The sequence below is a fragment of the Streptomyces sp. NPDC015144 genome, from assembly GCF_043079735.1.
GTDB lineage: Bacteria > Actinomycetota > Actinomycetes > Streptomycetales > Streptomycetaceae > Streptomyces.
The window spans coordinates 241292-256371 of record NZ_JBIBUU010000009.1; the positions used below are offsets into that span (position 1 = coordinate 241292).

Sequence of the window (15080 nt, forward strand, 5' to 3'; positions counted from 1 at the left end):
GAACCTTTGCACACGCGGGAGCTCGGAGCACCGGGCTGAGAGGGCGCTGACATCCGTACGTCCGTACGGGACAGGCTGCGCCGACCGCCGAACCTGTTACCGGGTAATGCCGGCGTAGGGAGTAGGTCTCATGACCACATCGGACGCACGCACGCCTGCCTCGGACCAGAGCGTCGAGGCCGGGAAGTCCATCGGCTGGCACAAGGGATACGTCCAGGGCTCGCGCCCGGACCTCCGGGTGCCGGTCCGCCAGGTGCACCTCAGCAACGGCAAGGCCGTGACGCTGTACGACACGTCGGGTCCGTACACCGACCCCGCGGTCGACACCGAGGTCCGTCGCGGACTCGCACCGCTGCGGGAGAACTGGATCACCGCCCGCGGCGACACCGAGGAGTACCCCGGCCGCCCGGCCCGTCCCGAGGACGACGGGCTCAGGCACACCTCGCCGCGTGGTGGGCTGCGCAACCTCGACGCGGTTTTCCCCGGACGCCCGAGGCTGCCGCGCCGCAGCGGCACGGGCCGCCCGGTGACCCAGCTCGCGTACGCCCGCCGGGGCGAGATCACCCCGGAGATGGAGTACGCGGCCATCCGGGAGAACGTCGAACCCGAGGTGGTGCGCGAGGAGATCGCGGCCGGCCGGGCCGTACTGCCGGCCAACGTCAACCACCCCGAGACCGAGCCGATGATCATCGGCAAACGGTTCCTGGTGAAGGTCAATGCCAACATCGGCAACTCCGCGGTGACTTCCTCCATCGAGGAGGAGGTGGAAAAGATGACCTGGGCAACGCGCTGGGGCGCCGATACCGTCATGGATCTGTCCACCGGGCGCAACATTCACACCACCCGTGAGTGGGTTCTCCGTAATTCACCCGTTCCGATCGGTACCGTCCCGCTCTACCAGGCACTCGAAAAGGTGGACGGTCGGGCGGAGGAGCTGACCTGGGAGATCTACAAGGACACGGTTGTCGAACAGGCCGAGCAGGGCGTCGACTACATGACCGTCCACGCCGGCGTACGCCTCCCGTACGTACCGCTGACCGCGCGCCGCAAGACCGGCATCGTCTCCCGCGGCGGCTCGATCATGGCGGCCTGGTGCCTCGCGCACCACAAGGAGTCCTTCCTCTACGAGCACTTCGAGGAGCTCTGCGAGATCCTCGCGAGCTACGACGTGACGTACTCGCTGGGCGACGGCCTGCGGCCCGGATCCATCGCCGACGCCAACGACGAGGCGCAGTTCGCCGAGCTGCGTACGCTGGGCGAACTGAACGCGGTGGCCAAGCGGTTCGGCGTTCAGACCATGATCGAGGGGCCGGGCCATGTCCCGATGCACAAGATCAAGGAGAACATCGACCTCCAGCAGGAGATCTGCGAGGAGGCGCCGTTCTACACGCTCGGCCCGCTGACCACCGACATCGCGCCGGCGTACGACCACATCACTTCGGGCATCGGCGCGGCGATGATCGCGTGGTGGGGGACGGCGATGCTCTGCTACGTCACGCCGAAGGAGCACCTGGGCCTGCCGAACCGGGACGACGTGAAGACCGGCGTCATCACGTACAAGATCGCGGCGCACGCGGCGGATCTCGCCAAGGGGCACCCGGGGGCGCAGGACTGGGACGACGCGCTCTCGGACGCCCGTTTCGAATTCCGCTGGGAGGACCAGTTCAACCTGGCCCTCGACCCGGACACGGCACGGGAGTTCCACGACGAGACGCTGCCGGCCGAGCCCGCGAAGACGGCCCACTTCTGCTCGATGTGCGGGCCGAAGTTCTGCTCGATGAAGATCTCCCAGGACATCCGGCGTGAGCACGGAGGCACGGCGGAGGAGATCGAGGCGGGCATGGCGGAGAAGTCCAAGGAGTTCGCGGCGAGCGGGAACCGGGTGTACCTGCCGATCGCCGACTGACCGCCCGCTGAGCCGTCGTGCTCCGGGCGGCTGTCGTCCGGAGCACGACGGGTTGCCGCCGAAGTTCCCCCGTCCGGTGGCGGGGCTCGGCGCGGGCCCCGGGGACGGACGGGCCGAAGAGCGCGCGGAGTGATCCCTGCCCGCCGGCCGCCGCCCGCCGGCCGGCGATCAGTCGCGCTCGTGGTCGGGGCCGCCGAAGTCGGGGCTGGTGAAGTCCGGCGAGGTGAAGCTCGGGCGGGGGCTCGTCGTCGAGACGTCGTCGGGGCTGGTGAACCCCGGCGCGATGTGGCCGACCTTGGGGATGCGGTTGGCCGAGCGCCGGGGTGTGCGCCGGGCGCGCCCGGCTTCCGGGTCGGCGAGCGCGTCCCGGAGGAACGGCAGGATGCCGCGCTCCAGCAGGGCGTGGCGCCAGGCCTCCCGGGCCCGTGCCACGTCCTCCGGCAGCTCCTCCTCCAGCTCCTCGACGGGCTGCGGCTCCGACGCGTCCCGCAGCGCGGTGACCATCAGCCCGATGGCGGCCACCACGATCGCGACGGCCATCAGCACCGCGAAGAACCATCCCGCCGTGATCAGGGTGGAGGAGATCCGCGGCGGGTCGTCGAGCATCCGCAGCAGGTAGCCGATCAGCAGGAGGACGAGGGCGGCGGTACCGGCGAGGACCGGCGCCAGGACCGTGAGGGCGGCGCCCACTCCGGCGCTCGCTCCGGGGCGCCGCCCCTGCTCGGGCGGAGGCGCCCCCTGTCCCGTCCCGTCGTCGCGCAGCTCGGCGCGGGCCCGTACGTAGTGCGCGTACTCCGTGGCGGCGGTGGCGGTGATCATCTCCGTGGCGTCCAGCGCCATGGTGCGCAGCTGGACGGCGTTGAGCAGTTCACCGACTTCGGCCAGATCCGGTCGTTGGTGGGCGTGGCGCAGTGCGTCGTCGAGGATCCGCTCGTACTCGGGTCGGTCCTCGGCCAGCAGGTGCGGAGCGCTTGTCATCTGCATCCCCCGATGCTCCGTCGGGCCTGACTGCCTGCTCGACGCGGGCAGTTGGGCGGAAACGGAGGAGAGCCTGCTACTGATACGCCGATGGTAGAGCGCCCACGGCACGGGGTGACAGGGGGTTTCCGTAAATAGGCCCGGTGGTCGGCGTGGTCAGGTCGTGGATGCGTCTGCCCGAAAGAGCGTCAGTCATGCAGAGGCAGTTGGACGACCAGTAGCTTTCCGGCCATGGTCACTCCGCCGTCCATGGCGATGGCGAGCCCGTCCGCGTAGACGTGCGGGCCCTCGACCACGGGGCCGGAGCTGTCGTCGCCGTCCTCCGAGCCGACCTCGCCGAGGAGGTAGGGAATGGGGCTGTGGCCATGGACGATGCGCTGTCCGCCGTAGGCTGCCATCAGCTCGCGGACGGCCTGCGGACCCGCCTCGTCGCGGAAGGCGAACCGCTTGGTGAACTTCCGGAAGAGGTCCCAGCACTCGTCCGCGTCATTGCGGGTGAGGATGGCGTGGACGTTCTCGTTGACGTCCTCGATGGTGGCGCCGTACTCCAGGTAGGCCGTCGTGTCGGAGTGCATCAGCAGATGCCCGTCCTCCTCGACGATCGCGTCGAGCCGGGACATCCACTGGAGGTGGACGTCCTGGAGCCGCTCCATGTCGTTCTTCTGGCCGCCGTTGAGCAGCCAGGCGGCCTGGAACGTGGCGGTGCCCGCGCCGGAGTTGACCGGGGTGTCGTTGAACCGCTTGGCGCCGAGGAGCAGCAGCTCGTGGTTGCCCATGAGGGCCTTGCAGTAGCCGCCGGCGGCCGCGGCCTCGGCGGACAGGCGCATCACCAGATCGATGACCCCGATGCCGTCGGGGCCCCGGTCGGTGAAGTCGCCGAGGAACCAGAGCCGGGCGTTGCCCGCCGCCCAGGTGCCGTCGGCGTCGATGAGGCCCTGTTCGGTGAGGGCGGCCCGCAGCTCGTCCAGATAGCCGTGGACGTCGCCGACGACGTAGAGCGGACCGCGCCCCTGCTCCTGGGCGGGGCGCGGCGCGGGCTCGGGTGCGGCGACGGGGACCTGGAGGGTGTCGCCGCGGTTGATCACGGGCAGATCGCGTTCGGTGGGCGTGTAGCCCTCCGGCGGCTCGTCGGCCGGCACCGCGTCGCCCGGATGCGGCGACGGCACCGGCGACGGCACCGGGGTCTGGGCGTAGGGCGGTACGCGGAAGTCGCGCAACGTCGCAGTCCGCACCACGGGTTCCTGATCGGCCCCCTGTGTCATCGACCCCTCCACCACCGTCGCGCCGCCGTACACCTGACGGGCCCTGCTGGTCGGGCGGTCCGCGGTGTCGTGCGCCCATCATAGGAATGCGGATCGTTCTCTGTGACGCACCAGGGGTGGTGAATCCGGACGCACGTCGGGTTCACCGGCCGATTGGTCCGAAATCTCCGGATCAATCCCTTGTCGGTGAGCGTGGCGCGCTGACGGTCGTGCGGGGTGGACGGCGCTGCGAGGAGGTCCGCACGATGAGCTCGGTCGGTATCACCTGCTCCACCGGTCCGTCCTGGGCCACGCCCTCGATGGCGTCGATCAGGAGCTGGACCACAGCCGTACCGATCCTGCGCGGCTTGAGCGAGAGGGTGGTGATGGGCGGTTCGGTCGTCGCGTACACGGTGGATTCGCTGCAGCAGACCAGCAGCAGGTCCTCGGGGACGCGCAGACCGTACCGGCGCGCCGCGGCCAGCAGATCCGTGCCGTTGGGGTCGAAGAGGCCGTAGACGGCGTCGGGGCGGTCCGGCCGGGCGAGCAGCCGGTCGGCCGCGACCGCGCCCGCGCACGGGTCGTGGGCGGGGTACGACTCGTACACCGGGTCCTGGCCGACGCGCTCGCACCAGTGGAGGTACGCGCTGGTGGACAGGCGGGTGTACGTGTCGGTGGTGGTGCCGGTGAGCAGGCCGATCCGGCGGGCCCCGGCGGCGGCCAGGTGGTCGAGGAGGTCGAGCACGGCGGCCCGGTGGTCGTTGTCGACCCAGGCGGTGACCGGGAGCGTGCCGGCCGGGCGTCCGTCCGAGACGACGGGCAGCCCCTGCCGGGCGAGCTCGGTGACGACCGGGTCCTGGTCCGAGGGGTCGATCACGACGGTGCCGTCGAGCGCGACGTTGGACCAGACGTCGTGGCGTGAGGTGGCGGGCAGGATGACGAGGGCGTAGCCGCGGGCGAGCGCGGCGGAGGTGGCGGCTCTGGCCATCTCCGCGAAGTACGCGAACTCGGTGAAGGTGAAGGGTTCGTCCCCGTAGGTCGTCACGGTCAGGCCGATGAGGCCGGACTTGCCGGTACGGAGGGTGCGGGCCGCGGCGGAAGGGCGGTAGCCCAGGCGCTCGGCGACTTCGCGGACATGGCGTCGGGTGGCGTCCGGGAGCCTGCCCTTGCCGTTGAGCGCGTCGGAGACGGTCGTGATGGAGACCCCCGCGGCGGCGGCCACGTCGCGGATTCCCGCTCGTCCCTGCCTGCCGCCGCGCCGGGGCGTGTCCGTCCGGCTCACCTGGTGCTTCCCTGCTGCTGTCATGGCGTGCCGATAGTAGGGCTCAACCGGGAGCCCGACCTGATCGCATATGCGCGCGTTGACGGGCACGTTTTTGCATGATCATCTGATAGTAAATGCCTTGGAAACAAAGGTAGTTGCTGGTCCAAGCCGTGATGTGTCACATGCCGGAGTCGTTGGGCCTACTAAATGGTCGAAGTCTCGAAGCCGTCTCATCTCACCACTTCGGGGGACGCGCGCCACGGCGCGAGCCACCGGCGCGCACCGGTATGAAGAGCGCTCCCCCCTCTTCCCGGACGTATCGGGGAGACCGCTTCCCGGCCGCATCGGACATCGGGCGCTCCGGCCATTCGCAGCGGCGCCCAATCCTCATAAGGTGAGCAGTATTGATGTGTACAGACGGTCGAGGAGGACCTGCGGTGAGCGAGACGAGCCCCAAGCTGCGCGCCGAGCTGGACGGCGTTCCCGCCTATGTACCGGGCAAGCCGGCCGCGGCCGGCGGACCGGTCGCCTTCAAGCTTTCCTCCAATGAGAACCCGTATCCCCCGCTGCCCGGGGTGATGGAGTCGGCGCTGGCCGCGGCCGCGCATTTCAACCGGTACCCGGACATGGCCTGCACCGGCCTGATGAACGAGCTGTCCGAGCGGTTCGGTGTGCCGCTCTCGCACCTCGCCACCGGGACCGGCTCGGTCGGGGTGGCGCAGCAGCTGCTCCAGGCCACCTCGGGCCCGGGCGACGAGGTCATCTACGCCTGGCGGTCCTTCGAGGCGTACCCGATCATCACCCAGATCAGCGGTGCGACCTCGGTGAAGGTGCCGCTGAACGACGGGGACGTGCACGACCTCGACGCGATGGCGGACGCCATCACGGACCGCACCCGGATGATCTTCGTCTGCAACCCGAACAACCCGACCGGCACCGTGGTGCGCCGGGAGCAGCTGGAGCGGTTCCTGGACCGGGTACCGGGCGATGTCCTGGTGGTGCTCGACGAGGCGTACCGGGAGTTCATCCGGGACGTGGAGGTGCCGGACGGCATCGAGATCTACCGGGACCGGCCCAATGTCGCGGTGCTGCGGACCTTCTCCAAGGCGTACGGGCTGGCCGGGCTGCGGGTCGGTTTCGCGGTGGCCCACGAGCCGGTGGCGGCCGCGCTGCGCAAGACGGCGGTGCCCTTCGGGGTCAGCCAGCTCGCCCAGGACGCGGCGGTCGCCTCGCTGCGGGCCGAGGACGAACTCCTGGGACGGGTGGGGTCGTTGGTGTGCGAGCGGCAGCGGGTGCTGCGGGCGCTGGCAGGGCAGGGGTGGACCGTCCCGGACTCCCAGGCGAACTTCGTCTGGCTGCGGCTCGGGGACCGTACCGCCGACTTCGCCGCGGTGTGCGAGCGGGCCGGGGTGGTGGTCCGGCCGTTCGCGGGCGAGGGCGTGCGGGTGACGATCGGGGAGGACGAGGCGAACGACCTGTTCCTGAAGGTGGCGGAGTCGTACCGCAAGGAGCTGTAGTCGCGCGGAGTGCCCCGGGGCCCGTACCTCTCGTCGGCGAGGGGTGCGGGCCCCGTGCGTTGCCGGGCGGCGGCCGTCTGGCTTCGGGGGGATTGATCGGAACGTCCGTAAAGGGGTACCCCGCCCTGTCGTCCCGAAAGTCTGTGCGCCATAATGCTTGTGAATGTGAACGCGTTCACAAGCGTGTCCTGTTCTTCCCGTGATCAGTCGAATTTAAAGGGCAAACTGCCGGAATGATCACGGCGACGTAAGGAGAAGACGACGTGGAGCTGGCTCTGGCGCCGGAGACACTGGCGCGATGGCAGTTCGGTATCACTACCGTCTACCACTTCCTTTTCGTCCCCCTGACGATTTCGCTGGCCGCGCTCACCGCCGGCCTGCAGACCGCATGGGTCAGGACGAACAACGAGAAGTACCTGAGAGCGACGAAGTTCTGGGGCAAGCTCTTCCTGATCAACATCGCCATGGGCGTGGTCACCGGGATCGTCCAGGAGTTCCAGTTCGGCATGAACTGGTCCGACTACTCGCGGTTCGTCGGTGACATCTTCGGTGCCCCGCTCGCGTTCGAGGCACTGATCGCGTTCTTCTTCGAGTCCACCTTCATCGGGCTGTGGATCTTCGGCTGGGACAAGCTGCCGAAGAAGATCCACCTCGCCTGCATGTGGATGGTCTCCATCGGCACCATCCTGTCCGCCTACTTCATCCTGGCGGCGAACTCCTGGATGCAGCACCCGGTCGGCTACCGGATCAACGAGGAACGCGGCCGGGCCGAGCTGACCGACTTCTGGCGCGTGCTCACCCAGAACACCGCGCTCACCCAGTTCTTCCACACCATCACCGCGGCCTTCCTGGTCGGCGGCGCGTTCATGGTCGGCATCGCCGCCTTCCACCTGGCGCGCAAGAAGCACATCCCGGTGATGCGGACCTCGCTCCGGCTCGGCCTGGTCACCATCGTCGTCGCCGGACTGCTCACCGCGATCAGCGGCGACCAGCTCGGCAAGGTGATGTTCAAGCAGCAGCCGATGAAGATGGCCGCGGCCGAGGCGCTCTGGGAGGGCGAGGAGGGCGCGCCGTTCTCGCTCTTCGCCGTCGGTGACGTGGCCAAGGGGCACAACACCGTGGAGATCTCGATCCCCGGGATACTGTCCTTCCTCGCCGACGACAGCTTCACCTCGTACGTCCCCGGCATCAACGACATCAACAAGGCGGAGCAGGAGAAGTTCGGCCCCGGTGACTACCGGCCCAACATCCCGGTCGCGTTCTGGAGCTTCCGCTGGATGATCGGCTTCGGGATGGCGTCCTTCGGGCTCGGCATCCTCGGACTGTGGCTGACCCGGAAGAAGTTCATGCTGCCACCGGCGCTGCGGACCGGTGAGGACGAAGTGCCCCACCTGGTCCTCTTCAAGAACAAGGCGCTCAGCCCGAAGTTCGCCAGGTGCTACTGGATCCTCGCGCTCTGGACGCTGCTCTTCCCGCTGATCGCCAACTCCTGGGGCTGGATCTTCACCGAGATGGGCCGCCAGCCCTGGGTCGTCTACGGAGTGCTCCAGACCCGCGACGCGGTCTCCCCCGGCGTCTCGCAGGGCGAGGTGCTCACCTCGATGATCGGCTTCACCCTGGTCTACGCCATTCTCGCGGTGGTCGAGGTCAAGCTGCTCGTGAAGTACATCAAGGCAGGCCCGCCGGAGCTCACGGAGGCCGACCTCAACCCGCCCACCAGGATCGGCGGCGATCACGACGACGCCGACCGGCCGATGGCCTTCTCCTACTGAGGGACGAGGAGCTGAGAGATGGAACTCCACGACGTCTGGTTCGTACTCATCGCCGTCCTCTGGACCGGCTACTTCTTCCTGGAGGGTTTCGACTTCGGGATCGGTGTCCTCACCAAGCTGCTGGCCCGGGACCGCAAGGAGCGGCGGGTTCTGATCAACACCATCGGGCCCGTCTGGGACGGCAACGAGGTGTGGCTGCTCACCGCCGGCGGCGCGACCTTCGCCGCCTTCCCCGAGTGGTACGCCACCCTGTTCTCCGGCTTCTACCTGCCGCTGCTGATCATCCTGGTCTGTCTGATCGTGCGCGGGGTCGCCTTCGAGTACCGGGCCAAGCGGTCCGGGGAGCGGTGGCAGGCCAACTGGGAGCACGCCATCTTCTGGACCTCGCTGATCCCGGCCCTGCTCTGGGGCGTGGCCTTCGGGAACATCGTGCGCGGGGTGAAGATCGACGCCGACATGGAGTACGTCGGCAACTTCTGGGACCTGCTCAACCCGTACGCCATCCTCGGCGGACTGGTCACGCTCTCCCTCTTCACCTTCCACGGCGCCGTGTTCGCGGGGCTCAAGACGGTGGGGGACATCCGGCGGCGGGCGGGCCGGCTGGCGCTGAAGCTGGGGATCGTCACCGCGGTGCTCGGGCTCGGCTTCCTGGTCTGGACCCAGGCCGACAACGGTGACGGCTGGAGCCTGCTCGCGATGATCGTCGCCGTGGTGGCACTGGTCGCCGCGATCGCGCTGATCACGGTGGGGCGCGAGGGCTGGTCGTTCGCCTTCTCCGGGGTGACCGTCGCGGCGGTGGTCGCGATGCTCTTCCTGACGCTCTTCCCGAACGTCATGCCGTCCTCGCTGAACGACGCCTGGGGCCTCACGGTCACCAACGCCTCGTCCACCCCGTACACCCTGAAGATCATGACCTGGTGCGCGGGGATCGCGACCCCGCTCGTCCTGCTGTACCAGGGCTGGACGTACTGGGTGTTCCGCAAGCGCATCGGTACGCAGCACATCGCCGAAGCGCACTGACCGCATCCGGGATCCCTCCGGCGGACCGGGCCGGGCACCTCGCCGGCCCCGGTCCGCCGACCGAGCTCGCTAGGGGCTGTTTCACGTGAAACCGATCGACCCGCGGCTGCTCCACCACGCCCGCGCCACCCGCCTCTTCCTGGCAGCCGTGGTGGCGCTGGGCGTGGTCGGGGCGGCGCTGGTCATCGCCCAGGCCATGCTCGTCGCCGAGATCGTGGTCGGCGGGTTCGAGGACGGACTCACCGCCGCCGGGCTCCGGACCCCGCTGATCCTGCTCGCCGGGGTCGCGCTGGGGCGGGCGCTGGTCTCCTGGCTGACCGAACTGGCCGCGTACCGGGCCAGCGCGGCGGTCAAGTCCGAGCTCCGCGGCCGGCTGCTGGAGCGGGCCGCCGCGCTCGGCCCCGGCTGGCTCACCGGTCAGCGCACCGGTTCCCTGGTGGCGCTCGCGACCCGGGGCGTCGACGCGCTCGACGACTACTTCGCGCGCTATCTGCCCCAGCTCGGCCTCGCGGTGGTCGTCCCGGTGGCGGTCCTCGCCCGGATCGTCACCGAGGACTGGGTCTCCGCCGCGATCATCGTGGTGACGCTGCCGCTCATCCCGCTCTTCATGATCCTCATCGGCTGGGCCACCCAGTCGCGGATGGACCGCCAGTGGCGGCTGCTGTCCCGGCTCTCCGGCCACTTCCTCGACGTGGTCGCCGGACTGCCGACCCTGAAGGTCTTCGGCCGGGCCAAGGCACAGGCCGAATCCATCCGCACGATCACCACCCAGTACCGCCGGGCGACCCTGAGGACCCTGCGGATCGCCTTCCTCTCGTCCTTCGCGCTGGAACTGCTGGCGACGCTCTCGGTGGCCCTGGTGGCCGTCACCATCGGCATGCGCCTGGTCCACGGCGAACTCGACCTCTACACCGGGCTGGTGGTGCTGATCCTGGCCCCCGAGGCATATCTGCCGATCCGCCAGGTCGGCGCCCAGTACCACGCCGCCGCCGAGGGGCTCTCCGCCGCGGAGGAGATCTTCGCGGTGCTGGAGACCGAGCCGCCCACGAGCGGGACGGCGGACGTTCCCGGCTCGCTGCGGCTGGAGCTGGAAGAGGTGACCGTACGCCACGAGGGCCGCGGCACCCCCTCCCTGGACCGGGCCTCGCTGGTGGTGGACGAGGGGGAGACCGTGGCGCTGGTCGGCCCCAGCGGCGTCGGGAAGTCCACCCTGCTCGACGTGGTCCTCGGCTTCACCCGGCCGGACGAGGGACGGGTACGGGTCGGCGGCGTCGACCTGGCGGAGCTCGCGCCCGAGCGGTGGCGGGAGCGGATCGCCTGGGTGCCGCAGCGCCCGTACCTCTTCGCGGGCACCATCGCCGAGAACGTACGGCTGGCCCGGCCGGACGCCGACGACCGGGCGGTGGCGGCCGCACTGCGGGACGCCGGGGCCCAGGACTTCGTCGCGGCGCTGCCCGAGGGGGCGCGGACCCGGATCGGCGAGGACGGCGCCGGGCTCTCCGCCGGACAGCGGCAGCGGCTCGCGCTCGCCCGGGCCTTCCTCGCCGACCGCCCGGTGCTGCTGCTCGACGAGCCCACCGCGAGCCTGGACGGCGAGACGGAGGCGGGGATCGTCGAGGCGGTGCGGCGGCTGGCCGAGGGCCGGACCGTGCTGCTGGTCGTGCACCGCCCGGCGCTGCTCGCGGTGGCCGACCGGGTGGTGCGCCTGATCCCGGATGCCACGGCGCTTCCGGAGCGGGCCGGGGCCGCCGGGACCACCCGGGCCGCCGGAGCCGCGCAGAGTCGGACGGAGAACGCCGCCGGTGCCCCGGACCCCGGGGCGTCGCCGGACACCCCGGCCCGTCCAGGGCACGTCCTGCGCCGGGTCCGGGAGGCGGCGGGGGCGCGACGCGGCCGACTGGCGCTCGCGCTGCTGCTGGGGAGCCTCGCCGTGGGCTCCGCCGTTGGGCTCATGGCGGTCTCCGGCTGGCTGATCGCGCGCGCCTCGGAACAGCCCCCGGTGCTCTACCTCATGGTCGCGGTGACGGCGACCCGCGCCTTCGGCCTGGGCCGGGCCGTCTTCCGCTACGCCGAGCGCCTGGTCTCGCACGACGCGGTGCTCGCGATGCTCGCCGATCTCCGGGTCGCCGTCTACCGGGGCCTGGAGCGCGTCGCCCCCGCAGGGCTGCGCCGGACCCGGCGCGGGGACCTGCTCTCCCGGCTGGTCGCCGACGTCGACGCGCTCCAGGACTACTGGCTGCGCTGGCTGCTCCCGGCCGGGACCGCCGTGGTCGTCGGGACGGCGACCGTCGGCTTCGTCGGCTGGCTGCTCCCGGCGGCGGGTGCGGTGCTGGCCGCCGGGCTGCTGCTGGCCGGGGTGGGCGTACCGCTGATCAGCGGCGCCTGCTCCCGGCAGGCGGAGCGCCGGCTCGCCCCGGCCCGCGCCGAACTGGCCACCCGGGTCACCGACCTGCTCGGCGGGACCGCCGAACTGACCGTCGCGGGCGCCCTGCCCGCCCGGGTGGAACGGACCCGGGAGGCCGACGGCGTGCTGACCCGCATCGCGGCGCGCGCCGCCACCGCCACCGCCCTCGGCGGCGGCCTCTCCACGCTGATCACCGGACTCACCGTCGTCGCCACCGCGCTCGTCGCGCTGCCCGCCGTACGGGACGGCCGGCTCGCCGGGGTGGAGCTCGCGGTGCTGGTGCTGACCCCGCTGGCCGCCTTCGAGGCGGTGGCCGGACTGCCGCTCGCCGTGCAGTACCGCCGCCGGGTCGAGCGGAGCGCGGAGCGGGTGTTCGAGGTCCTGGACGCTCCCCTGCCGGTGCGCGAGCCCGCCGAACCGGCGGAGGCACCCGCCTCGCCCTTCCCGCTGGAGCTGCGCGGGGTGTCGGCGCGGTACGCGGGCACGGACCGCGAGGCCCTCGACGGTGTCGACCTGACGCTGACCGCCGGCCGGCGCATCGCCGTCGTCGGGCCCTCCGGCTCGGGAAAGACCACCCTCGCGCAGGTCCTGGTCCGCTTTCTGGACGCCCGGGCCGGCACGTACCGGATCGGCGGGGTCGAGGCCGGTGCGCTGGACGGGGACACGGTGCGGCGGTCCGTGGGGCTGTGCGCCCAGGACGCCCACGTCTTCGACAGCTCCGTACGGGAGAACCTGCGGCTGGCCCGTACCGGCGCGACGGAGGCGGAGCTGCGGGCCGCCCTCGACCGGGCGCGGCTCCTGGACTGGGCCGACGCGCTGCCGGACGGGCTCGACACCCTGGTGGGCGAACACGGCGCCCGGCTCTCCGGCGGTCAGCACCGCCGCCTCGCCCTGGCCAGGGCGCTCCTCGCCGACTTCCCCGTACTGGTCCTGGACGAGCCGGCCGAGCACCTCGACCTGGCGACGGCGGACGCGTTGACGGCGGATCTGCTGGCGGCGACCGAGGGGCGTACCACCGTACTGATCACCCACCGGCTGAAGGGGCTCGATGCCGTGGACGAGGTGCTGGTGCTGGACGCGGGCCGGGTCGTGCAGCGCGGCCCGTACGCCGAGCTGGCCGCCGTCGAAGGCCCGCTGCGCCGGATGCTGGACCGCGAGCGGGACTCCGAGGGGATGCCCGACGAGACGGCCGGGGTACCCGCGTGAGCCCTGGCAAAGCCGACTTTCCCTGTCAATAGGTACTAACTACGCTCGGGGTATGCCGGAGGAGCAGGACCCGAACGAGTCACTCGAAGCGGCCACCCGGGCGACGCGCAGTCTCCAGGGCCTGTCGGCCGAGATCACCGCCCGCATCCCGCAGTTGCTGGAGGCCATGCGGTCCGTCGGCGCGGGGCTGGAACTGCACTCCACCCTCGACCGGATCTGCGAGACCGCCGCCGAGCTGGCCCACTCCCGCTACGCCGCGATCGGCGTCGTCGACGCGGAGGGCGAGGGCCTCTCCGACTTCGTCACGTACGGGGTGCCGGACGAGACGGTGGCCCGGATCGGGCGCCGCCCGGACGGACACCGGGGGCTGCTGGGCGCGCTGATCCACGATCCGGTCCCGGTGCGGCTCGCCGATCTGACGGCCGATCCGAGGTTCGCCGGGTTCCCGCCCGGCCATCCCCCGATGCGGACCTTCCTCGGCGTCCCGATCCGGGTGCAGGGCGAGATCTTCGGCAATCTGTACCTGGCCGAGAAGGACGGCGGCGGCGAGTTCAACGACTACGACCTGCACATGGTGCGGGTCCTCGCCACGGAGGCCGGGATCGCCATCGGCAACGCCCGGCTGTACGAGGCGGCGCGCCAGCGCGAGCGCTGGATCGACGGTTCGGTGGCCGTGACGACCACCCTGCTCTCCGGCGGGGACGCCGATGACGCGCTCTCCGTCGTCGCCGAGCAGGCCCGCCGCCTCGCCGACGCCGCCGCGGGGGTGGTGCTGCTGCCCACCGGGGACGGCGGTCTCGAAGTCGTCGCCGTCTCCGCGGACGACCCCGCCTCCTCGCTCGGGGTGGTCATCGGCCCGGAGAGCCCGATCGCCACGAGACTGCTGGAGGGCGAACCGGTCTTCGTGGACGACTCGGCCACCGATCCCCGGATGGTCACCTCACTGGCACCCCGGTACGGCCCGAGCATGCTGCTGCCGCTGCAGAGCGGCGGGCGGGTGCTGGGCGCGCTCGCCACGCCCCGGACCCGGGGCGGCCGGCCGTTCACGGAGGCGGAGCGGACCCTCGCCACGCAGTTCGCCTCGCAGGCCGCGCTCGCTCTGAAGATGGCCGAGGCGCAGCGGGACCGGGAGCGGCTGGCGGTCTACGAGGACCGCGACCGGATCGCCCGCGATCTGCACGATCTGGTGATCCAGCGGCTGTTCGCCACCGGGATGATGCTGGAGAGCGCCCAGCGGCGGTCGTCCGTGCCCGAGGAGCGGAACGGGATCGGCCGGGCGGTCGACGAACTGGACGTGACCATCCAGGAGATCCGCACCGCGATCTTCGCCCTCCAGCAGGAGCCCGCCGAGGCCCCGTCGGGGCTGCGCACCCGCGTTCTGCGCGAGATCAACACGGCGGCGGTCCCGCTGGGCTTCAAGCCCTCGCACCGCTTCCTCGGCCCGGTCGACTCGCTGGTCGGTGAGCTGACCGGCAAGAACCTGATCGCGGCGTTGCGGGAGGCGCTGTCCAACGCCTTCCGGCACGCCGACGCGTCCGTGATCGACGTGGTCGTCGATGCCACGGCGACGCTGCCGGACGGGCGGGCGGCGGTACGGCTGTCGGTCGCCGACGACGGGGTGGGCATCCCCGAGGGCGGCCGCCGCAGCGGCTTGCGGAACCTGGCGCGCCGGGCGGAGTCACTGGGCGGGGCCAGCTGGTTCGGCCCCGGCATCGGGGAGGACGGCGGTGGGACGACGGTGGTGTGGGAGGTCCCGGTCTGAGCGGACGGGG

The 15080-nt window shown here is 71.2% G+C and carries 9 protein-coding genes and 1 riboswitch; of the genes, 6 read left to right on the forward strand and 3 right to left on the reverse strand.

From position 1 onward, the window contains the following. Positions 1–4: 4 nt before the first annotated feature. Positions 5–138: riboswitch (TPP riboswitch) on the forward strand. Next, positions 131–1906, forward strand: a complete 1776-nt coding sequence (thiC, locus tag ACF08W_RS18215) for a phosphomethylpyrimidine synthase ThiC (RefSeq protein ID WP_392279811.1) — start codon at positions 131–133, stop codon at positions 1904–1906. (Overlaps the previous riboswitch by 8 nt.) Positions 1907–2074: 168 nt before the next feature. Here the strand turns inward: thiC and ACF08W_RS18220 are convergent, their stop codons facing one another. The 3 genes from ACF08W_RS18220 to ACF08W_RS18230 all read right to left on the reverse strand — a co-directional run bounded on the left by ACF08W_RS18220 (position 2075) and on the right by ACF08W_RS18230 (position 5431). Continuing rightward, a complete protein-coding gene (locus ACF08W_RS18220; protein WP_392279812.1) occupies positions 2075–2890 on the reverse strand; it encodes a hypothetical protein in 816 nt (271 codons plus the stop codon). Positions 2891–3072: 182 nt separating this feature from the next. Further along, positions 3073–4146 carry a metallophosphoesterase gene (locus ACF08W_RS18225; protein WP_385202638.1) on the reverse strand — a complete coding sequence of 358 codons (1074 nt, stop codon included), beginning with the start codon at positions 4144–4146 and terminating at the stop codon, positions 3073–3075. A gap of 172 nt (positions 4147–4318) precedes the next feature. Continuing rightward, positions 4319–5431: a LacI family DNA-binding transcriptional regulator gene (locus ACF08W_RS18230; RefSeq protein WP_352274006.1), complete on the reverse strand. Its 1113-nt coding sequence runs from the start codon at positions 5429–5431 to the stop codon at positions 4319–4321. A 395-nt stretch (positions 5432–5826) separates the two neighbouring features. Here ACF08W_RS18230 and hisC point away from each other — a divergent pair, with 395 nt between their 5' ends. The 5 genes from hisC to ACF08W_RS18255 all read left to right on the forward strand — a co-directional run bounded on the left by hisC (position 5827) and on the right by ACF08W_RS18255 (position 15070). Beyond that, on the forward strand, positions 5827–6906 hold the full coding sequence (gene hisC / locus ACF08W_RS18235) for a histidinol-phosphate transaminase (RefSeq protein ID WP_352274005.1): 1080 nt from the start codon (positions 5827–5829) through the stop codon (positions 6904–6906). A gap of 263 nt (positions 6907–7169) precedes the next feature. After that, positions 7170–8678, forward strand: a complete 1509-nt coding sequence (locus tag ACF08W_RS18240; protein WP_392279813.1) for a cytochrome ubiquinol oxidase subunit I — start codon at positions 7170–7172, stop codon at positions 8676–8678. A gap of 18 nt (positions 8679–8696) precedes the next feature. Then, a complete protein-coding gene (gene cydB, locus ACF08W_RS18245) occupies positions 8697–9698 on the forward strand; it encodes a cytochrome d ubiquinol oxidase subunit II (protein ID WP_392279814.1) in 1002 nt (333 codons plus the stop codon). Positions 9699–9783: 85 nt separating this feature from the next. Further along, on the forward strand, positions 9784–13308 hold the full coding sequence (gene cydD, locus ACF08W_RS18250; RefSeq protein ID WP_392279815.1) for a thiol reductant ABC exporter subunit CydD: 3525 nt from the start codon (positions 9784–9786) through the stop codon (positions 13306–13308). A gap of 52 nt (positions 13309–13360) precedes the next feature. Beyond that, positions 13361–15070, forward strand: a complete 1710-nt coding sequence (locus ACF08W_RS18255) for a GAF domain-containing sensor histidine kinase (RefSeq protein WP_392279816.1) — start codon at positions 13361–13363, stop codon at positions 15068–15070. Positions 15071–15080: the final 10 nt, after the last annotated feature.

What these genes read in the sequence shown, in the direction of transcription:
- thiC (WP_392279811.1), top strand. Translation starts at nt 131, where the DNA reads ATGACCACATCGGACGCACGCACGCCTGCCTCGGACCAGAGCGTCGAG.
- ACF08W_RS18220 (WP_392279812.1), bottom strand. Translation starts at nt 2,890, where the DNA reads ATGCAGATGACAAGCGCTCCGCACCTGCTGGCCGAGGACCGACCCGAG.
- ACF08W_RS18225 (WP_385202638.1), bottom strand. Translation starts at nt 4,146, where the DNA reads ATGACACAGGGGGCCGATCAGGAACCCGTGGTGCGGACTGCGACGTTG.
- ACF08W_RS18230 (WP_352274006.1), bottom strand. Translation starts at nt 5,431, where the DNA reads ATGACAGCAGCAGGGAAGCACCAGGTGAGCCGGACGGACACGCCCCGG.
- cydB (WP_392279814.1), top strand. Translation starts at nt 8,697, where the DNA reads ATGGAACTCCACGACGTCTGGTTCGTACTCATCGCCGTCCTCTGGACC.
- ACF08W_RS18255 (WP_392279816.1), top strand. Translation starts at nt 13,361, where the DNA reads ATGCCGGAGGAGCAGGACCCGAACGAGTCACTCGAAGCGGCCACCCGG.